Raw genomic sequence first — 18,680 nt, forward strand, 5'->3', positions numbered from 1 at the left:
CGCACGTTGCCGGGCCAGGGGTAATCCAGCAGCAACTGGGTCGCCTTGCGGGAGAAACCGGCAAACAGCGGATAACCCAGCTCCCGGGTCATGCCGTGGGCGAAGTGTGCCGCCAGCATCAATATATCCTCTCGTCGCTCCCGCAAGGGGGGCAGGGTAATGACATCGAAGGCGAGCCTGTCCAGCAGGTCGTGGCGAAAGTCTCCTCTGTCAGCCAGCGCCGGCAGATCTTCGTTGGTGGCACACACCAGCCGCACATCCACCTTGAGGGCCTTGGCCCCGCCCACCCGCTCAAACTCGCCGTATTCGATGACCCGCAGCAGCTTCTCCTGCACCCGGGCGCTGGTGGTGGCCAGCTCGTCGAGGAAGAGGGTGCCGCCATCGGCCCGCTCGAAGCGGCCCTGATGGCGCTTGGCGGCACCGGTGAAGGATCCCGCTTCGTGACCAAACAGCTCTGTCTCCAGCAGGCTCTCGCTCAGGGTGGCGCAGTTGATGGTGACAAAGCTTTGATCCCAGCGCGCCGAGAGATAATGTAGGCGATGGGCGATCAGCTCCTTGCCGGTCCCTCGCTCGCCGATGATCAACACGGGTTTGCGCAGCGGGGCGAGGCGTGAGGCCTGCTCAATGATCTCGAGAAATGCGTTGGATTCCCCCAACAGGCTTTCCGTGGCCGTGGTCATAGTGATCCCTGTCCGTTGTAAAAGCTGGTCAATCTTACCAAAAGTTGGTGATTCTTATCATCATTTGTGCGGGGTGTCTTGACACTCGACACATGAGCCCCATATAAATCAACAAGTTAAATTCTGTTCCAGATTGGCACACAAGTTGCCATTGTCAATGGAGAAACAACGTATGCCAACCACAGGAGTTCTATCATGAGTATTTTTTCCCGTCTGGCCGACATCATCAATTCCAACCTGACGGCACTGCTCGACAAGGCAGAAGATCCCCAGAAGATGGTGCGCTTGATCATCCAGGAGATGGAAGACGAACTGGTGAAGGAGCGCTCCAATCTGGCCCGCTTCCTCGCCAGCCAGAAAGAGATCGGCCGTCAGGTCAACCGCCATCAGGAACGGGTTGACGAGTGGCAGGGCAAGGCCGAACTGGCGCTGGCCAAGGGTCGTGAAGATCTGGCTCGCGCAGCCCTTATCGAGAAGAAGAAGCAGACCGAGCTGGCCGAGACGCTCTATCGCGAACAGCAGGCGGTGGACAGCGGCATCGACAAGCTGGGTGACGAAATACGTCAGCTGGAAGCCAAGCTGGAAGATGCCCGTAGCCGTCAAAAGGCGATGGCGATCCGCACCGAAGCGGCCAGCAGCCGCCTCAACGTGCAGAGTCAGGTCGCCCGCGGTGACAGTCAGGCCGTGGTCAGCAAGTTCGAGCGCATGGAGCGTCGCATCGACGAGATGGAGGCCCGCGCCGATCTGGGGCAGTCCGACAAGGCACTGGCCCAGCAGTTTGCCGAGCTGGAAGTCGACGATCAGATAAGCAAAGAGCTCGAGGCCATGCGCCAGAAGCTGGGCCAGGGCGAAGGCAAACAGGGGGAGTAACAGATGGAAGATCTGCTGGGCGTATTGATGGTCCCCATGGTGGTTTTCATGGTGGTGGTGGCCCCCATCTGGCTGGTGCTGCACTACAGAGCCAAGGGGCGGATAGGCGTCGGCCTGGCCGATAGCGAACGGGAACAGTTGCAAGGACTGCTGGTGCGGGCCGAGAAGATGCAGGAGCGGGTTGGCGCGCTGGAGTCCATTCTGGACGCGGAAGTGCCGGGCTGGAGGAACAAGGTATGAGTCCATCGAATCGGGAGGGGCGCAATCTCTATCGCGACCCTCAGCGGGGCAAGATAGCGGGCGTCTGCGCCGGCCTTGCCGACTACTTCGGGGTGGAGACCTGGATCGTGCGGTTGCTGGCCATCAGCGGCCTCATCTTCGCCGGTTTCATTACCTTCACCGCTTATGTTGCCGCCTGGTTTCTGCTCGACAAGCGGCCGGTCACTCTTTATGAAAACGAAGAGGGAGAGTTTGCCGAGGTGCGAATGAAGGCGCGCAGCTGGCAGGCAGGTGTCACCCCTCATCAGGCGCTGGGTCGTATCGCACAGGAGCTAGATACCCTGGAGCCGAGATTGCAACGCATCGAGAAGCTGGTGACCTCCAAGGAGTTCACCCTGCAGCGGGAGTTCAGCAAGCTGTGACCTCTGGCCCGGGCCTCGCCGATTGAGTGAGGCCCCTGTCTTGAACGGGATCCGAAGATCCGACATGGTGGGCAAACCTGAAACCGACGATCGAATTGAGGGATTGAACAAGCCTTGATACGCAACACACTGGAACAAAAGTGGTCGCTCTTGCAGCACAGGGCCACAGACGTGGTGAACCGGGTACGGGATCGCCATCTGCGGCTGGCAGTGACCGGCCTCTCTCGCAGCGGCAAGACCGCCTTTATCACGGCGCTGGTCAACCAGCTGGAACACGCGGCCATCGATGGCCGTTTGCCGTTGTGGGATGCCCTGCGGCAGGGACGCATTCTCGGTGCGCGCCGGGTGCCGCAGCAAAACGCCCATATTCCCACCTTTGCCTACGAACGCGGCCTCGACGCCCTGTTTGGCGATCCACCCGCCTGGCCCGAGCCGACCCGCGGGGTGGCCGAGGTGCGCCTCGAAATTCGCTATCGCACCCGCCATCCCCTGCGCAAGCATCTGGGGGAGATCTCCACCCTCTACGTGGATCTGGTGGATTACCCGGGGGAGTGGCTGCTGGACTTGCCGCTGTTGGAACTCAGTTACGAGCAGTGGAGCGAGCAGGTGCGTGACCAGCTGCTCCGCCCCGAGCTGCAAGCACTCGCCGCCAGCTGGCTGACCCCACAGTGGCAAGCGGCGCAGCCTTTTGAAGAGCGACCAGTCGCGGAGCTCGCCGAGCGCTACACCGTCTATCTGCACGCCTGCAAGCGGGAGCTGGGGCTGCATCTCATTCAGCCCGGTCGCTTCGTGCTGCCGGGGGAATATGCCGGTGCCCCCATGCTGCAATTTGTTCCCTGGGTATGGGAGCATCCCGCTGGCGAACCCGCCGATGGCACCCTCTACGCCACCCTCAAGCAGCGCTTCGAGCAGTACAAGCAACACCTGGTGCAGGGTTTTTATGAGCAGCATTTTGCGGGATTCGATCGCCAGATAGTGCTGGTGGACTGCCTGCAGCCCCTCAACGCCGGCGCGGCCAGCTTTGGTGACATGCAGCAGGCCATTGCCCGCATCATGGAGAGTTTCGCCTACGGCAAGAGCAACTGGTGGCGCCGGCTCTTCTCGCCGCGCATCGACAAGCTGCTGTTTGTGGCGAGCAAGGCCGATCACGTCACCCCCGAGCAGCACGGCCCCCTGGTCTCTTTGCTCCAGCATCTGGTGCGCAGCGGTCGGGGTCAGGCGCGCTTTGAGGGGATCACTACCGAGTGTCTGGCGCTCGCCGCCATCAAGGCGACCGAGGTGGGCAAGGGGGTGGCCAATGGCCGTGAATTTCCCGCCATCCGCGGTACCAGTCTCTCGGGGGAGCCGTTATTGCTCTTTCCGGGGGAGGTGCCTGCCCATATCCCGCCCGCGCAGTGGTGGAACAATCAGGGCTTCGATTTCCAGGCGTTTCGTCCCTTAGCGATGAGCGCCCATCAGGCGCTGCCCCATATCCGGCTCGATGCTGCGCTGGAGTTTCTGCTCGGGGATCACCTCGAATAATCCAAGCTGTGCGGCAATGCAGGCAAGGCATGGCTGCACAGCCGCGTGGAGGAGCAAGCAAAAAGATGAACGATCAGACAAAACACAGGGCCGATGAGACGACGCAGTTGCAGGGCAAGGTGATCCTGGAGCCCGCCTTGATGGTGGCCAGCGACGAGCGACCGCCAGCACCCGCCCAGCGTCTGGAAGAGGAGAGCTTCGAGCGCCTCGACGAGCTGGAGGCATTCACCGAGGTGGAGCCCGCCCTCACCATCAAACCGCGCCGTCGACACCGGCTGCTCGGCTGGGGACTGGGGGCAGTTGGCCTGTTGTCGCTGGGCCAGTATGGCGCCTTTCTCTACGACCAGTTGCTCACCACCCCGCTCTGGGGCAGCGCCTGGCTGCTGGCCTCCGGTCTGGTGGCCGTGGGCACGGCAGGTGTGGTGGGGCGCGAGTGGTTGCGGCTGCGCACCCTCAAACGGCGCCAGGATGTGCGTTCCCGGGCCGACGATCTGCTGGCCCGTCAGGGTGTCGGGCAGGGGCAGGCTTTTTGTGAGGCGCTCGCCGAGAAGAGTGGCGACAAGGGGCGGGAGGGGTATCGCAATTGGCTGTCCCAGCTCGACGAGAGTCACAGCGATCGGGAAGTGCTGACCCTCTACAGTCAGCTGGTGCTGACCGAGCGGGACAAGCTGGCCCAGGCGCGGGTGGCCAAATGGTCGGGGGAGGCCGCCGTGCTGGTGGCCCTGAGCCCGCTCGCCACCGTCGACATGATGCTGATGCTGTGGCGCAACCTGCGGATGATCGAGGATATCGCCGACGTCTATGCCATCGAGCTAGGTTACTGGAGCCGCATTCGCCTCATTCGTCAGGTGTTTCGCAACATGCTCTATGCCGGGGCCACCGAGCTGGTGACCGAGGTGGGCATGGATCTGCTGGGGGCTGAATTTGCCGCCAAGCTCTCCGCCCGCGCCGCGCAAGGGGTGGGGGCTGGGCTGCTCACTGCCAGACTCGGGTTGCGCACCATGGAGGCGTGCCGCCCGCTGCCCTGGTGCGCTGACGAGAAGCCCAGGCTCAGCGAGCTGCGCAAGCGGCTCATCGGCCAGCTGGCTGGCTATCTCAACAAGGGGTGACGGGCCGGGCCTCGATTGTGATTGTCACAAATTATTTACAATTGTCAAAAGCAGCCGACCCCGGGATCGGCTGCTTTTTTAGGGGACAAACCGTTACAGTGATCCCATCAGTCAAACGTGAGTCGCCGCTGCTTGGGTTACCGGGCGGGCACACAGGATGGAACCCTTCATGGCAAGTCTCTACACAGCACACCAGCCGGACTCTCAGGGCCTTATCCATTACACGGATGAGGAGCACGGCACCTGGCAGATCCTGATCGAGCGTCAGCTCGCGGCGCTGGAAGGCAAGGCGTGTGACGACTATCTGGCTGGCTTGACCCGCCTCAATCTGCCCTGTGATCGCATCCCCCAGCTGGCCCAGATCAACGCCGTGTTGCAACCCGCCACCGGCTGGTCGGTGGCCGCCGTGCCTGCGCTTATCTCGTTCGATCGCTTCTTTGCCTTGCTGGCCAACCGCCAGTTTCCGGTGGCTACCTTCATTCGCCGCAGGGACGAGCTCGACTATCTGCAAGAGCCCGACATCTTTCACGAGATCTTCGGCCACTGCGCCATGCTGACCAACCCGGCTTTTGCTCACTTCACCCATGTCTATGGCCAGCTCGGCTTGCAGGCAGGCAAGGAGGATCGCGTCTTTCTGGCGCGGCTCTACTGGTTCACCGTGGAGTTCGGCCTGCTCAATACCCCTGCCGGGCTGCGCATCTACGGCGGCGGCATTCTCTCCTCCATCGGCGAGACCGCCTATGCCCTCGGCGGTCAACCGATGCTGCAACCCTTCGACCCTATCGAAGTGCTGCGTACCCCGTATCGCATCGACATCATGCAGCCCACCTATTTCGTGCTGCCCGAGCTGGCCGATCTCTACCGCCTGGCGGAGCAGGACATCATGGCCATGGTGTCCGATGCCCGCCGGCTGGGATTGCGTCCGCCCCGCTTTGCCCCCGCCGGCGGCAAACAGGCGAGCTGAATTGATCAGACCCATTTTGTTATCCAATCCCCATTGATGAACAAGGAGAAACCCATGTCCGAACTGGCAAGCCAGCAGTGTGAAGCGTGCCGCGCCGATGCCCCCAAGGTGAGCGAACAGGAACTCGCCGAGCTGATGCAGCGGATCCCAGACTGGCAGCCGCTGGTGGTGAAAGGGGAGCTGCAGTTGAGGCGTGAATTCACCTTTCGCAACTTCAAGGAGGCGCTGGCCTTCACCAACCGCCTGGGCGAACTGGCGGAGGCGGAGTTCCACCATCCGGCGATCCTGACCGAATGGGGCAAGGTGACCGTCAGCTGGTGGACCCACAAGATTGGCGGGTTACATCGCAACGACTTCATCATGGCGGCGCGTACCGACCAGTTGCTCAGCGATCCGTTGCACAAATAAGCCTCATCCAGTGACTCGGGCCTGTCCGGCGAAAGCGGGGCGGGCCCGCATTTTTATGGGCTGGCGCTCGCACTGGCGGGATCGAGTCTGTATTATCCGGTCATTCATAGAGTTAGCTAGGAAGTGTGTCCCGAATGCGTCTTGAAGTCAGCTGTGAAGACCGCCTGGGCCTGACCCGGGAACTGCTCGACCGTCTGGTGGAGCACAACATCGATCTGCGCGGCATCGAAATCGATACCTCAGGCATCATCTATCTCAACTTTCCCGAGCTGGAGTTTCGTGATTTCCAGCACCTGATGCCGGAGATCCGCCGCATTCCTGGCGTCTATGACGTCAAGACCATCCCCTACATGCCCTCCGAGCGCGAGCACCACGAGATTGAGGCCCTGCTCAAGGCGCTGCCGGATCTGGTTTTCTCCCTCGATGCCAAGGGCAAGGTGACCCAGGCCAACCAGTCCGCCCTCACCACCCTGGCCCTGCCGGTGGAAGAGATTCGCGGCATGGCCCTGGGCTCCCTGGTCAAGGGTTTCTCCTTCAGCCGCTGGCTGGAGGCGAACGAAATCAAGCCGCAGACCTGCAAGCTCAGCTTCAATGGCGAAGAGTATCTGGCGGATCTGATGCCGCTGTTCGTGGCCGAAGAGAAGGGCCGTCAGGCTCTGGCCGGTGCCGTGGTGGTACTCAAATCCGCCCGTCGGGTCGGCATGCACTTCAGCGCGCTGCACGCGGTGGAAGTGGGGGGCTTCGAACACCTGCAGGCCGAGAGCCAGAAGATGAAGCAGGTGCTGGCGGAGGCGAGCAAGCTGGCGATGCAGGACGCGCCGCTGCTCATCGTCGGCGAGACGGGCACCGGCAAGGAGCTGCTGGCCCGCGCCTGCCACGGCGCCAGCCTGCGCTCGAGCCACCCCTTCATGGCCCTCAACTGCGCCGCCATGCCGGACAACGTGGCCGAGAGCGAACTGTTTGGCTATGCCCCTGGCGCCTTTGGCAACAACACCGAAGGCAAGCGTGGCGTGCTGGAGCTGGCCAGCGGTGGCACCCTGATGCTGGACGAGATCGGCGACATGTCTCCCCATCTGCAGACCAAGTTCCTGCGGGTGTTGCAGGACGGGGTGTTCCGTCGGGTAGGGGACGAGCAGGAGGTGAAGGTCAATGTGCGCTTCATCTGCACCACCCAGAAGCAGTTGCTGGATCTGGTGCACGACGGCAAGTTCCGCGAAGACCTCTACTACCGCCTCAACGTACTGAGTCTGGCGTTGCCGCCCCTGCGTGAGCGCAAGGCGGACATCATGGCGCTGGCCCAGCAGTTCGTCTCCCGCTTCGCCAGCGAATTGCAGCGTCCGCGCCCGCGCTTTACCCGCAACATGGCCGAGTACTTGACCGCCTACCGCTGGCCCGGCAATGTGCGCCAGCTGCGCAACTGCCTCTACCGCGCCATGACCTTGCTGGAAGGGGACGAGATAGGCCCGGAGCACGTCGACCTGCCGGTGGCGGCCGATGCCATGCCGCTCATCGACGAGTGGTTCGAAGGGGGCCTGGACGAGGCGGTAAAACGCTTCGAGAGCCGGCTGCTGGAGCGGCTTTATCCGGCCTTCCCCTCCACCCGTCAGCTGGCCAAACGGCTGGGGGTGTCGCACACCGCCATCGCCAACAAGTTACGCGAATACGGGATCAGCAAGAAGTAAGCAGATGAATACAGGCGGGATCTCGGGGCTCACACCAGGGTGGGACCCCGTCATTATTGCGATATTTAGTGATGTATATGCTTGTTCTGTTGACGGCGCCTTGTCATGCTGCTGATAAGCTCAATACTACTCCTATCCGGCTCACCCTTCCTGGGCGTCAGGCCTTCGCGGGCGCTGGCGTGGGCATAAGCGCAGGCATGATGCACTCTCTTTCACTGGTTCGAATCCTGGCGTGGTTGACGCTGCTGATCTGTTCGCTGGCCCTCGCCACCGAGCCTGTTTCCCCCACCTCTGCCGAACAGCGTGCCGAGCAGGTACGCCAGACGGTCCTCGACATTCTGAGCTATACCCGCTGGCCGACCGAGCCCGCTGAGCTGCGCCTGTGCATCACGGCGCCGACTGAATATGATACCGCCCTCTTTTCCATCAAGCAGCAAGCCAATGGCCGGCTGGTTAGCGTCCATCGTTACGACGTGGATGATGAGGCGCTGGGGCGGCGCTGTGACGTGCTCTACCTGGGGATATTGGCGCCGGAGCGGCGGCTGTCCCTGTTCCAGCGGCTGCGGGAACACCCCACTCTCAGCATCAGCGAGCAGAGCGCCGAGTGTGTTGCCGATGCCGTATTCTGCCTGCAGGTCGGGCTGGATCGCGTGCGGTTCCGGGTCAATCTGGATGCTTTGGCCAGGAGCGGGGTGCGGGTGCATCCTGCCGTACTCAAGCTGGCCAAGGCGGATGAGGTGACACCATGATAGGGCTCTTTCGTCCACCGACCCAGCGGCTCACCTTGCGACAGAGTCTGGGGCGCACCCACCTGGTGACGTCCCTGACCGCTGTCTGTATGGCCGGTGTGCTGCTGACCGGTATCGCTCTGCTGGCCTTGCGTCTCTACGCGGATCACAATCTGGAGCTGGTAGCCCGCGCCATCAGCTACACCAGTGAAGCGGCCGTGGTGTTCCATGACGAAGAGGCTGCCAAGGAGGCGCTGCAAGCCATAGTCACCCATGAGGATGTGGCGCAGGCCAGCATCTATCTGCCCACGGGTCAGCCACTGGCCAGCTGGCGCCGGGCCATGACCACCCCCTGGTCGGGTCTTGAGCAGTATCTTGCACAGATCATCCTGCCTGGCCCCATCGATCAGCCCATGATGCGGGGCGGGGTGGAGATAGCCCGCATCCATCTGGTCGGCCACGGTCAGTACCTGCTGCTGTTTCTGCTGCAAACCCTGATGGCCATGCTGGTTTGCCTGATCCTCAGTGCCATGGGGTCGATCTATGTGGCGCGCTGGATGCAAAACTCCCTCACTGTGCCACTCAAGAAGCTGGCTCAGGTGGCCCACAGTGTCAGTCGTCAACGTACCCTTGCCATGCGGGTGCCCGAGGCCGACATCGCCGAGTTGCACGAACTCGGCCAGGATTTCAACTCCCTGCTCGATGAACTGGAGGCTTGGCAGGCCCACCAACGGCGCGAGAACGCCAGTCTGCTGCACCGGGCGACCCACGATGCCTTGACCGGCCTGCCCAATCGTGCTCTTTTTGAGGCTCGTCTGGATCAAGCGGTGACCACGGGTCGCTTGCACGAAGAGCGTTTTGCACTGCTCTACCTCGATTGCGATCGCTTCAAGCAGATCAACGATACCCTGGGCCATGCCGCCGGGGATGACGTGCTGATCGCCTTGGCCAGACGGGTACAACATCAGCTCAGGCCGATGGACCTGGTATGTCGGCTGGGGGGGGACGAGTTTGCCATTCTATTGACCCCTGTGTTGCAAGAGAGCGAGGCGCAGGATGTGGTAACGCGCATCCAGCAGGCCATGGCCGACCCCGTGGTACTGGGGGATGGTCGCCAGCTGGTAGCCGCCATCAGCATAGGCATCGCTCTCTATCCGGATCAGGGGTTGACCGCTGGCGAGCTGTTGCAGCAGGCCGATAACGCCATGTACCAATCCAAGCGGCTGCGTCGGGAGCTTGCACTCCGTGATCAGCTGGAATTTGATGTTTCTGCAGAGGAAAAATAACAATGAAGATCCATGTCCTGATGAAAACTGGCCTGATCGGCCTGCTGTTTAGCGTGCTGGTGGGCTGTCAAAGCGCCCCCCACGGCCTGACGGCAGAGCAGATCGCCGTCCTCAAGGAGCAGGGCTTTCACCTGACCGACGAGGGTTGGACTCTGGACTTCTCCAACCGGGTGCTGTTTGCCAACAACGTGGAAGCCCTCAACCCCAAGACCCGTGTCCTGGTGGAAAAGCTGGGCAAGACCTTGCTGGGTGTTGGTCTGAACAAGGCGCGTATCGACGGCCACACCGATTCCAACGGGCCTGAGCTTTACAACGATCAGCTCTCCCTGAAACGGGCAAAATCGGTGGCCGAGGTGCTGGTGTCGGTTGGCATGCAGCCGGCCAACCTGGACATCCGCGGTCGCGGTGAGCGGGATCCGGTGGCAGACAACAAGACCGCTGCCGGGCGGGCCGAGAACCGCCGCGTTGCCATTGTCATCAGCAACGAATAAGCCGGTTGTGTGGATAAAAAAAGAGCGCCTGATGGCGCTCTTTTTTGTGGCTCATGCATTTACTGCTCGAGCTTATCGCGGTCGTTGTGACTGCGCAGGCGGATGTTGATCATCTCCACCGTCAGCGAGAAGGCCATGGCGAAGTAGATGTAACCCTTCGGAATGTGCAGATCCATGCCCTCGGCCATCAGCGCGAAGCCGACCAGGGTGAGGAAGGAGAGGGCCAGCATCTTGATGGTGGGGTGATGATCGACGAAGTCCCCGATGGCCTTGGCGGCGAACATCATGATGAAGACGGCGATCATGATGGCCAGCACCATGACGGGCACGTGATCCGCCATGCCCACGGCTGTGATGACCGAATCCAGGCTGAAGACGATGTCGAGGATGGCGATCTGGATCAGGGTGCTGATGAAGCCGGATGCAACCGCGATTGAGCCTTCTGGTTCCGCCGCCCCTTCGAGAGTGGCGTGGATCTCGTGGGCACTCTTGCCGATGAGGAACAGACCCCCCAGCAGCAGGATGAGATCGCGACCCGAGATGGCCTCACCCAGTACGGTGAACAGCGGCTCGGTCAGGCGCATCACCCAGGCGAGCGACAGCAGCAGCAGTATGCGGGTGCCCATGGCGAGGCCCAGACCCAGGATCCGCGCCTTCTGGCGTTGCGCCTCCGGCAAGCGGGCGACCAGGATGGAGATAAAGATAATGTTGTCTATGCCCAGCACGATTTCGAGCAGGGTCAGGGTCGCGAGCGCAACCCAGGCAGAGGGATCAAGAACCCATTCCAGCATGATTGAACCTTGGTTAAAAAATTGAAGCAGCGCATTCTAGCAGGCGCAACATGGCTTGTCCCAGCGCCTTGAAAAGATAAAATGGCGGGCGATTTGAGGGAGAAATCTATGTTTCGTTTAGGGCTCATCATTAACCCGGTTGCCGGCATTGGCGGCGCGGTCGGTCTCAAGGGCAGTGACGGCGTGGTGGCCGAGGCGCTGGCGCTGGGCGCCGTGCCCAAGGCGCAGGAGCGGGCGCGGCAAGCCCTGCAGCCCCTGTGCGACCTCGTCGACTCATTCGAGCTGCTGACGGTTGCAGGCGAGATGGGCGCCGATCTCGCGCAATCGCTCCAGCTGCCTTGCCGTATCGTCTATCGGCCCGCCGCCGGCACCACCACGGCAGCCGATACCCGCGCCGCCGCCGAGCTGATGCGCGAGGCGGGCGTCGATCTACTGCTGTTCGCCGGTGGTGATGGCACGGCGCGTGACATCTGCGCGGCAGTGGGGGAGTCGTGCCATGTGCTCGGCATCCCGGCGGGCTGCAAAATTCACTCGGGCGTGTATGGCGTCACCCCGGCCGCCAGCGGTCGGGTGGTGGCGCGGATGATTGCCGGCGAATTGCTGAGCCTGGTGGATGCCGAGGTGATGGACATAGACGAGGAGGCGTTTCGGGCTGGCAAGGTGCGGGCTCGCCATTACGGCCAGCTGCTGGTGCCCGGCGATCTGCGCTACGTGCAGGCGGTCAAGCAGGGGGGGCGGGAGTCCGAGGAGCTGGTGCTGGCGGATCTCGCCGCCGGTGTGGTCGAGCAGATGGAACCCGGCACCCTCTACCTGATGGGGTCGGGCAGCACGGTCGCCGCCTGCATGGCAGAGCTAGGTCTGGAAAATACCTTGCTCGGTGTGGATCTGGTGGAAAATGGCCGGCTTATCGGGCAGGATCTGTCCGCCGCCGAGATCCTGACCCGGATCCGCGGTCGTCACTGCCGGCTGATCATTACCCTGATCGGCGGACAGGGACATCTGTTCGGGCGCGGAAATCAGCAACTGAGTCCAGAGGTGATTCGGGCTGTCGGGCGGGACCAGATCCAGGTCCTGGCCACCAAGGCCAAGTTGGCAGCTCTCGCGGGCAGGCCACTGTTGGTGGACACCGATGACCCGGCACTGAACCGGTCGTTAAGTGGTTATCTGCGGATAACCACGGGATACAAGGATCAGGTCATCTACCCGGTGGCCAACCCGGAATAGGGCATCAAGGATGCGGCTGGCCTGGCGCCAGAGAGCCGTGATCAACCGGATCGCGGTTCCACTCCCCCGAATTATTTTGCCGGCAATTTTTTGCCAGCCACTCTGAAAATGAGGCTGCGTTACATGACGATTCATGATTTTGAGCACAAGTTGTTGGGACTGATAGACAGCATGGTGGCCACGGCGACCGAAGATGAGCTGTTTGCGGGGGGTTATCTGCGCGGCCACATCTCGCTGGCGGTGGCGCGTGCCGAGCTGGAGGGCAAGAACCTGGTGCGGGATGTGAAGAGCTATGTGCTGCGCAGCCTGAACGAGGCCATCCTGGAGGGGGAGCTCTCCGAAGAAGATGAGAAGCTGGTACAGGCAATGTGGATTCGTTTGCAGCAACAAGCAGAAGCTTGATCGGATACACATTTCAAACAGAAGTTTGAGTTTATTCTTCCCTGAAGTTAGTGAAAGGTTAATAATAAGTTTCGCCTTTTGTTTCAGGGATTAAACTATGGCCTCCTCATCACGTATTGCCAACAAACTGCCGCTCGAGATGCTCTATCACTGGGATCGGCAGTGTCCTGACCGGGTTTACCTTCGTCAAACCATCAACCGCGAATACGTCGACTTCACCTGGGGTGAGGTCGCTGACGAGGCGCGCCGCATGGTGACGGCCCTGCGTCATCTGGGGTTGGTGCCCGGTGACAAGGTGGCCCTGCTCTCCAAGAACTGCGCCCAGTGGTTCATCGTCGATCTGGCCATGCAGATGGGGCAGTATGTGAGCGTGCCTATCTACCCGACCGCCAACGTCGACACCATCGAATATGTGCTGCGCCACAGCGAGGCCAAGGCGATCTTCGTCGGCAAGCTGGATGACTGGAAGAGCCAGGAGGCCGGTGTACCCACCGACCTGCTGCGCATCGCCTTGCCCTATGAGACCATGCCTGCCAGTCATCAGTGGGACGATCTGCTGGAGGCGCACGAGCCCATTGCTGACAGCCCGGCGCAAGTGCCGGACGCCCTGTTGAGCCTGGTCTACACCTCCGGCAGTACCGGCAAGCCCAAGGGCGCCATGCTGAGCGTCGAGCGTTACGCTTGGTCGTGTGAAAAGCTGGTGGAAGCGGTGGAGCTGACCGCCACCGATCGCGGTTTTTCCTATCTGCCGCTCGCCCATATCACAGAGCGGGTTTACATCTATGGTGGCAGCTTGTTCAGTGGCGCGACCATCGCCTTCCCCGAATCCCTCGACACCTTTATCGATGACGTCAAGCGTTGCCGTCCCACCGTCTTTATCTCTGTGCCCCGCCTGTGGGCCATGTTCCGCATCAAGATCCACGAGAAGCTGCCCCAGAAAAAGCTCGAGTTGCTGCTCAAGATCCCGTTTGTCTCGGGTATCATCAAGCGCAAGTTGCAAAAGGGGCTGGGGCTGGATCAGGCGCGGGTACTGGGTTGCGGCTCGGCGCCAGTGTCACCGGCCCTGCTGCAGTGGTACTACAGCATAGGCGTCAATATCACCGAAGCCTGGGGCATGACGGAGAACCACGCCTTCTCCACCCTCAACTGTCCCTTCCGCGCCGACAAGATAGGCACGGTCGGCAAGGCGGGGCCCGGGGTCGAGATCCGCATCTCGGATGAGGGGGAGATCCTCTGCCGTTGCGACGGCATGATGCTGGGTTACTACAAGGATCCCGAGCACAGCGCCGAGGCCATCGACGGCGATGGCTGGCTTCACACCGGCGACATGGGCAAGCTGGACAAGGAAGGTTACCTCACCATCACGGGCCGGATGAAGGACGTGTTCAAGACTGCCAAGGGCAAGTACGTAGCGCCTGTGCCCATCGAGGGGCTGCTGGGGCAGGAGCCCATCATAGAGCAGCTCTGCGTGATAGGTTACGGCATGCCCCAGCCGGTTGCCCTGGTGCAACTGGCCGAGAGTGCCATGAAGGGCAATCGGGACGTTATCAACGCCCAGTTGGAGGCTGCGCGCAACCGGGTCAACGAGCAGCTGGAATCCCATGCCAGAATTCGCGGTATCCTGGTGGTGAAGAGCCCCTGGAACATAGAGAACGGCGTGCTCACCCCCACCATGAAGATCCGCCGCCACCTGCTGGAGCAGAAATACGCGGACATCGGCGAGGCCTGGTCCTCCTCCCAGAGCATCATCTGGGAATCCTGATCCTAAGCAATCAGCAGAAACAACAAGGGGAGCCGGTGGCTCCCCTTGTTTATGGGTGTTTTTACCTCAGACGGCCTGGTATTCCAGCTCGACCGACCCCAGCGCCTTGAGGGTGGACTGGGCGGAATCCCGCTGGCTGATCTGGCCGTTTTTGCTCTCCAGCAGCACGGCGCGGCGGATGGTGGCGAGATCTTCACCATTCAGAACCGCATGGGCGCAGGCCATCTGCATCGGCGGCAGGCTGGGGTTGAAGGCAGCGTTCTCGGCGTAGCGACCGCAGAAGAGGCGGCCATCGGCAAATTGCAGCGCCACGGCGGCATAGCCCTGACTGTAGGGGGCATAGCTTTGGCGGGCAGCTGCCAGCGCGGCCTGCCAGAGCGGATCCTCGCTCTCGAGCGCCAGCTCGTCATGGGCTTGCGGGCTCATCAGCGCATCCGTGATGTCGAGATCCGCCGGGCCAAAGGAGTGGGGCAGGAAGGATTGCAGGGCGCTCAGGTCGTCCGGCAGAGAGACCTTCAGGATCTTGGCGGTGCTCAGCTCGTTCATGAACTGGCGGCAGTGGCCGCAGGGGGTGTAGTTGACGGTGATCTCGCTGATCCCTGTCTCACCGCCCAGCCAGGCGTTGGAGATAGCGGACTGCTCGGCATGGACCGAGTGGAACAGCCCCTGGCCGGCGAACTCCATGTTGGCGCCGAAATACCAGCTGCCGCTCAGGCCGCAGGCGATGGCACCGACAAAAAACTTGGAGATGGGGGCCACCGAGCAGGCAGCAGCCAGTGGCAACAGGGCCAGGCGCAGGGCGCGATCTTCCAGACCGGTGGCGGCTTTCAGGGTCGCCACTTGCTCAGGAGTAAAACGGGCATTGAACTCGCCGCCCTGTTCGGGCTCCAGCATGGGCAGCAGCGCCGCTTTGAGCGGGGCGGGCAGGGTATCGAGTGGCTTGGCAAAACGGGGATGCATAGTGTGTCCTCAAAGGCCAATTGGGGGGCCATTGTAGGGAGCAAGCTCGGCAAAATGTGTGAGCGCGCTCACGCCCTGATGGGCAAAAGGAGGGGGATGGTAAAGGAAACGTTTGTCTTGCGCAAACTGTGCGTCAGCTCGCACTGTGGCGGGCCGAAAGGCCCGCACAATGGAGAATCGGTGCGACTCAGCTCAACCAGTGGTAAATGGCAAACAGCAGGGGGGCCACGGCGGCGGTGAGGATGCCGCACACCACCATGGCCAGCGACGAGAAGGCCCCCTGGGTGATGCCCTTCTCGGCTGAGGTGGCGGTGCCGATGGCGTGGGCGCAGGCTCCCATGGCCAGTCCCTGGGCCTCGGGGTCTGTCACCCGCATCAGTTTGAGCAGCGGGTATCCGATGAGGGCGCCTACAATCCCGACTACCACCACCACGGCCGCCGCGATGGCCGGAATGCCGCCGAGGGACTGGCTGACGCTCATGGCGAGCGGGGTTGTGATGGACTTGGTGGCGAGCGAGGCCAGCAATGCCGGATCGGCGCCCATAAAATGACCGATCAGCAGGGTTGTGCAGACCGAGATCAAGACGGAGGCCAGAGTACAGATTAGGATGGGCTTGAGCCTGGCCTGGATCTGGCGGGCCTGCTGGTAGAGCGGCAGGGCCAGCGCCACCACGGCGGGTTCCAGCAGCGCCGTGATGGGTCGGGTGCCGCTTTCGTACTGATCCAGCGGCAGATCCAGCCAGAGCAGCAGGCCTATGATGACGGCGGTGGGCACCAGCACGGGGTTGATGATGGGCCAGGGCAGGCGGCGATAGAGGACCCGGGTGGCGAAGTAGAGCGCCAGGGTCAGGGGGATGGCAAGCCAGAAGATCATCGGTTCATCCTCTGGTAGAGCCGGCCGACCGTGCCGAGGATCAAGACTATCCCCAGCACTATGCAGAGCATGATGAGGCCGAACGACTGGCGCAGCGGCTCCAGCCAGGCCACCAGCCCGACCGCCACCGGCACGAACAAGACGCCCATGTGGCGCAGCAGCAGGCCGGCGCCAAGCTCGACCCAGTGCAATTTAACCAGTTGCAAGGAGAGCAGCACGAACAGCAGCAGCATGCCGATGATGCTGCCGGGGAAGGCGAACGGCAGTATGGCTGCCAGGGTTTTGCCCGCCAGCAGGCAGGCGACTATGACCATGAAGTCACGAAGGTACAGCAAGGCACGTTGCGCGATCACGTGAGCCCCAACTTGGTAACTGTGAATGAATGGGCAGTTTACCAGAGAGGCAGGGGCGCGGCATTAAAACAATAACAGCTGAAATCAGTTGGTTTGCAGCTGATTTGATTGAAGATTTTCTGACTCGATGCACTTCTCGAACGACCAGGTTCTGAACTGTTTGTTTTGTTTATGAATTACAAGGAGTAGCCATGACATCCCTCTTGTCCCGCGTGCGTCAACTGGCGGCCGATAGCAGCCTGCCCCCGGATTTGTTGCAAACCCGCCAGTGGGAGGGGCCAGTATGTCGGGTCAGGCTCGACAACACAGGCCCTGATGCCACGCCGGTTGGCCGTTGGGTACTGTTTGACGGCAAATTGGGCCTGCCAGTGGAGAGCGCTATCTATGGCGAAGGATTCCAGATGCTGGCCCAGACCATGGGCAGTTGGCAGACCCCGCAGCCGGTGGGCCGTTGCCCCGATGCCGGCGTCTATCGCATCAGCGACGACGATGGCTATCACACAGTCCACAACCTGTTGCTGGTGGAACACAGCAAGGGCTGGCTGCTGCTCGCCTTTGCCAGCTGCCACCGCTTTGGCGGCGAGTTCCGCCTCTATCCGGATGGCCGTCTGCAGATCCTGATGAACTGCGAAGATCGTCTGTTGCCTGCCGGCCAGCACTGGCAGAGCGAGGCGCTGATCTGTCTGGAGGGAGCGGATCGCGAGGCGCTGCTGGCCGAGCTGGCGAGCATGATCGAGGCCGAACACGGCAGCCTGATCGCCGAGGTGGCGAGCCGCCCCAGCGGCTGGTGCTCCTGGTATCACTACTATGCACAGGTGAGCGCCGCCGACATTCGCGAGAATCTGGCTGTGCGGGCCGAGCGTTTCCCGGCCCTGCGCTACGTGCAGATCGACGATGGCTATCAGGCGAAGATGGGGGATTGGCTCACCCCTTCGCCCAAGTTCGAACAGGGAGTGGCGGCCCTTGCGGCGGAAATCCGCAGTGCCGGTTGCGAGCCCGCGCTCTGGGTCGCCCCCTTTATTGCCGAGCCGACCTCACAGGTGTTTCAGGATCACCCCGACTGGTTCGTGAAGGGGGATGACGGTCTGCCGCTCCCCTCCGAGCGGGTCACCTACGGTGGCTGGCGTTGTACCCCCTGGTATGTGCTGGATGGTACCCACCCCGAGGTGCAGGCTCACCTTGAGCAGGTATTTCGCACCCTGCGAGAGCAGTGGGGCATTCACTACTTCAAGCTGGATGCCAACTTCTGGGGTGCTATTCACGGCGGCCGCTTCCATGATCCTTCCGCCACCCGGGTCGAGGCCTATCGGCGCGGCATGGCGGCCATCTTGCGCGGGGCGGGCGAGGGCGCCTTCCTGCTCGGTTGCAACGCCCCCATCTGGCCGAGCCTGGGGCTGGTACACGGCATGCGGGTAAGCGATGACGTGGAGCGCAATGGCCACCGTTTTCGCCAGATTGCCCGCGAGGCTTTCTGCCGCGCCTGGCAAAACGATCGGCTGTGGGCGCTGGATCCCGACTGCATCTGCCTGCGGGATCTGCCGAGTCAGCAGGCCAGCCGCGCAGAGTACAGCTTCCATCTGGCGGCGCTGGTGGCGAGCGGCGGCATGATGCTGGCCGGTGACAGGCTGCAGGATCTCGATGCAGCACAGGCGGCGCAGCTGCACAAATTGCTGGCCCTGTGCGCGGCCCGTACTCCGTCCGCCCGCTTTGAGTCGCTGGAGTTTGCCTGCGGGGAAGTGAGCTTGCCACAAGGAGGCACTCTGCTCTGCCTCTTCAACTGGGAGGGGCAACCTCAGGAGTTTTTACTGCCGGCAGGGGGATGGGATTTCTGGGATGAAGGTGCCGTCGGTACTGCGATCACCCTGCAAGGGGGCGAGGGGCTGGTGATCCGCTACCGCTGAGCACACTGGCGATAATAATTCAGGCTCCCATGG

The 18,680-nt window shown here is 62.0% G+C and carries 20 protein-coding genes; 15 read left to right on the plus strand and 5 right to left on the minus strand.

From position 1 onward, the window contains the following. On the minus strand, nt 1-680 hold a 680-nt coding region (locus tag BN1128_RS20350; protein ID WP_042872331.1), incomplete at its 3' end, for a sigma 54-interacting transcriptional regulator. A 195-nt stretch (nt 681-875) separates the two neighbouring features. On the opposite strand from BN1128_RS20350, the gene pspA reads away from it, so the two are divergent. The 11 genes from pspA (at nt 876) to yfiB (ending at nt 10,380) form a co-directional block, all read left to right on the plus strand. After that, entirely contained in the window at nt 876-1,550 is a 675-nt protein-coding gene (gene pspA, locus BN1128_RS20355; protein ID WP_042872202.1) for a phage shock protein PspA, read from the plus strand. A 3-nt stretch (nt 1,551-1,553) separates the two neighbouring features. After that, nucleotides 1,554-1,790 carry an envelope stress response membrane protein PspB gene (pspB, locus tag BN1128_RS20360; RefSeq protein WP_042872204.1) on the plus strand — a complete coding sequence of 79 codons (237 nt, stop codon included), beginning with the start codon at nt 1,554-1,556 and terminating at the stop codon, nt 1,788-1,790. Next, nucleotides 1,787-2,191, plus strand: a complete 405-nt coding sequence (gene pspC / locus BN1128_RS20365; protein ID WP_042872206.1) for an envelope stress response membrane protein PspC — start codon at nt 1,787-1,789, stop codon at nt 2,189-2,191. Before pspB ends, pspC begins: the two co-directional genes overlap by 4 nt. Before the next feature lie 114 nt (nt 2,192-2,305). After that, a complete protein-coding gene (locus BN1128_RS20370; protein ID WP_042872208.1) occupies nt 2,306-3,712 on the plus strand; it encodes a YcjX family GTP-binding protein in 1,407 nt (468 codons plus the stop codon). 65 nt (nt 3,713-3,777) lie between these two features. Beyond that, nucleotides 3,778-4,821, plus strand: a complete 1,044-nt coding sequence (locus BN1128_RS20375; RefSeq protein ID WP_042872210.1) for a YcjF family protein — start codon at nt 3,778-3,780, stop codon at nt 4,819-4,821. A 169-nt stretch (nt 4,822-4,990) separates the two neighbouring features. Continuing rightward, entirely contained in the window at nt 4,991-5,785 is a 795-nt protein-coding gene (phhA, locus tag BN1128_RS20380; protein WP_042872211.1) for a phenylalanine 4-monooxygenase, read from the plus strand. Between the two features lie 54 nt (nt 5,786-5,839). Next, nucleotides 5,840-6,193: a 4a-hydroxytetrahydrobiopterin dehydratase gene (locus BN1128_RS20385; protein ID WP_042872214.1), complete on the plus strand. Its 354-nt coding sequence runs from the start codon at nt 5,840-5,842 to the stop codon at nt 6,191-6,193. A gap of 134 nt (nt 6,194-6,327) precedes the next feature. Further along, nucleotides 6,328-7,875, plus strand: a complete 1,548-nt coding sequence (gene tyrR / locus BN1128_RS20390; protein ID WP_042872217.1) for a transcriptional regulator TyrR — start codon at nt 6,328-6,330, stop codon at nt 7,873-7,875. Between the two features lie 197 nt (nt 7,876-8,072). After that, nucleotides 8,073-8,624: a regulatory sequestration protein YfiR gene (gene yfiR / locus BN1128_RS20395; RefSeq protein ID WP_042872218.1), complete on the plus strand. Its 552-nt coding sequence runs from the start codon at nt 8,073-8,075 to the stop codon at nt 8,622-8,624. Beyond that, nucleotides 8,621-9,889 (plus strand): diguanylate cyclase DgcN/YfiN, encoded by a 1,269-nt coding sequence (gene dgcN, locus BN1128_RS20400; protein WP_042872220.1) that lies wholly within the window; start codon nt 8,621-8,623, stop codon nt 9,887-9,889. The genes yfiR and dgcN overlap by 4 nt, the downstream gene beginning before the upstream one ends. Nucleotides 9,890-9,891: 2 nt before the next feature. Then, complete coding sequence (gene yfiB, locus BN1128_RS20405) at nt 9,892-10,380, plus strand: outer membrane lipoprotein YfiB (protein WP_042872222.1); 489 nt, start codon at nt 9,892-9,894, stop codon at nt 10,378-10,380. Nucleotides 10,381-10,439: 59 nt separating this feature from the next. Here yfiB and BN1128_RS20410 read toward each other — a convergent pair whose 3' ends face one another. Continuing rightward, on the minus strand, nt 10,440-11,171 hold the full coding sequence (locus BN1128_RS20410) for a TerC family protein (protein WP_042872224.1): 732 nt from the start codon (nt 11,169-11,171) through the stop codon (nt 10,440-10,442). A 108-nt stretch (nt 11,172-11,279) separates the two neighbouring features. On the opposite strand from BN1128_RS20410, the gene BN1128_RS20415 reads away from it, so the two are divergent. The 3 genes from BN1128_RS20415 to BN1128_RS20425 all read left to right on the plus strand — a co-directional run bounded on the left by BN1128_RS20415 (nt 11,280) and on the right by BN1128_RS20425 (nt 14,559). After that, nucleotides 11,280-12,395: an ATP-NAD kinase family protein gene (locus tag BN1128_RS20415; RefSeq protein ID WP_042872226.1), complete on the plus strand. Its 1,116-nt coding sequence runs from the start codon at nt 11,280-11,282 to the stop codon at nt 12,393-12,395. 123 nt (nt 12,396-12,518) lie between these two features. Beyond that, nucleotides 12,519-12,797, plus strand: coding sequence for a YfcL family protein (locus tag BN1128_RS20420; RefSeq protein WP_042872229.1), 279 nt, complete (start codon nt 12,519-12,521; stop codon nt 12,795-12,797). Nucleotides 12,798-12,894: 97 nt separating this feature from the next. Beyond that, complete coding sequence (locus BN1128_RS20425; RefSeq protein ID WP_042872231.1) at nt 12,895-14,559, plus strand: AMP-binding protein; 1,665 nt, start codon at nt 12,895-12,897, stop codon at nt 14,557-14,559. A 66-nt stretch (nt 14,560-14,625) separates the two neighbouring features. On the opposite strand, the gene cdd is transcribed toward BN1128_RS20425, so the two are convergent. The 3 genes from cdd to BN1128_RS20440 form a co-directional block, all read right to left on the minus strand. Next, nucleotides 14,626-15,519: a cytidine deaminase gene (gene cdd / locus BN1128_RS20430; RefSeq protein ID WP_042872232.1), complete on the minus strand. Its 894-nt coding sequence runs from the start codon at nt 15,517-15,519 to the stop codon at nt 14,626-14,628. A 187-nt stretch (nt 15,520-15,706) separates the two neighbouring features. Further along, nucleotides 15,707-16,393: an LrgB family protein gene (locus BN1128_RS20435; RefSeq protein WP_042872234.1), complete on the minus strand. Its 687-nt coding sequence runs from the start codon at nt 16,391-16,393 to the stop codon at nt 15,707-15,709. After that, the gene (locus BN1128_RS20440) at nt 16,390-16,746 is read right to left on the minus strand and encodes a CidA/LrgA family protein (RefSeq protein ID WP_042035460.1); all 357 of its coding nucleotides are present in this window, start codon (nt 16,744-16,746) and stop codon (nt 16,390-16,392) included. The genes BN1128_RS20435 and BN1128_RS20440 overlap by 4 nt, the downstream gene beginning before the upstream one ends. Before the next feature lie 191 nt (nt 16,747-16,937). Between BN1128_RS20440 and BN1128_RS20445 the strand changes: the two genes are divergently transcribed. Continuing rightward, the gene (locus tag BN1128_RS20445; RefSeq protein WP_042872237.1) at nt 16,938-18,647 is read left to right on the plus strand and encodes a glycoside hydrolase family 36 protein; all 1,710 of its coding nucleotides are present in this window, start codon (nt 16,938-16,940) and stop codon (nt 18,645-18,647) included. The last annotated feature ends 33 nt before the right edge of the window (nt 18,648-18,680 follow it).

The sequence above is a fragment of the Aeromonas piscicola genome, from assembly GCF_000820005.1.
Lineage (GTDB): Bacteria > Pseudomonadota > Gammaproteobacteria > Enterobacterales > Aeromonadaceae > Aeromonas > Aeromonas piscicola.

Bases quoted from the DNA above. Each gene is read 5' to 3' on its own strand.
- BN1128_RS20445 (WP_042872237.1), top strand. From the start codon at position 16,938: ATGACATCCCTCTTGTCCCGCGTGCGTCAACTGGCGGCCGATAGCAGC.
- BN1128_RS20415 (WP_042872226.1), top strand. From the start codon at position 11,280: ATGTTTCGTTTAGGGCTCATCATTAACCCGGTTGCCGGCATTGGCGGC.
- BN1128_RS20425 (WP_042872231.1), top strand. From the start codon at position 12,895: ATGGCCTCCTCATCACGTATTGCCAACAAACTGCCGCTCGAGATGCTC.
- pspC (WP_042872206.1), top strand. From the start codon at position 1,787: ATGAGTCCATCGAATCGGGAGGGGCGCAATCTCTATCGCGACCCTCAG.
- tyrR (WP_042872217.1), top strand. From the start codon at position 6,328: ATGCGTCTTGAAGTCAGCTGTGAAGACCGCCTGGGCCTGACCCGGGAA.
- phhA (WP_042872211.1), top strand. From the start codon at position 4,991: ATGGCAAGTCTCTACACAGCACACCAGCCGGACTCTCAGGGCCTTATC.
- yfiB (WP_042872222.1), top strand. From the start codon at position 9,892: ATGAAGATCCATGTCCTGATGAAAACTGGCCTGATCGGCCTGCTGTTT.
- yfiR (WP_042872218.1), top strand. From the start codon at position 8,073: ATGATGCACTCTCTTTCACTGGTTCGAATCCTGGCGTGGTTGACGCTG.
- pspB (WP_042872204.1), top strand. From the start codon at position 1,554: ATGGAAGATCTGCTGGGCGTATTGATGGTCCCCATGGTGGTTTTCATG.
- BN1128_RS20375 (WP_042872210.1), top strand. From the start codon at position 3,778: ATGAACGATCAGACAAAACACAGGGCCGATGAGACGACGCAGTTGCAG.
- BN1128_RS20410 (WP_042872224.1), bottom strand. From the start codon at position 11,171: ATGCTGGAATGGGTTCTTGATCCCTCTGCCTGGGTTGCGCTCGCGACC.
- BN1128_RS20385 (WP_042872214.1), top strand. From the start codon at position 5,840: ATGTCCGAACTGGCAAGCCAGCAGTGTGAAGCGTGCCGCGCCGATGCC.
- BN1128_RS20435 (WP_042872234.1), bottom strand. From the start codon at position 16,393: ATGATCTTCTGGCTTGCCATCCCCCTGACCCTGGCGCTCTACTTCGCC.
- cdd (WP_042872232.1), bottom strand. From the start codon at position 15,519: ATGCATCCCCGTTTTGCCAAGCCACTCGATACCCTGCCCGCCCCGCTC.
- BN1128_RS20420 (WP_042872229.1), top strand. From the start codon at position 12,519: ATGACGATTCATGATTTTGAGCACAAGTTGTTGGGACTGATAGACAGC.
- pspA (WP_042872202.1), top strand. From the start codon at position 876: ATGAGTATTTTTTCCCGTCTGGCCGACATCATCAATTCCAACCTGACG.
- dgcN (WP_042872220.1), top strand. From the start codon at position 8,621: ATGATAGGGCTCTTTCGTCCACCGACCCAGCGGCTCACCTTGCGACAG.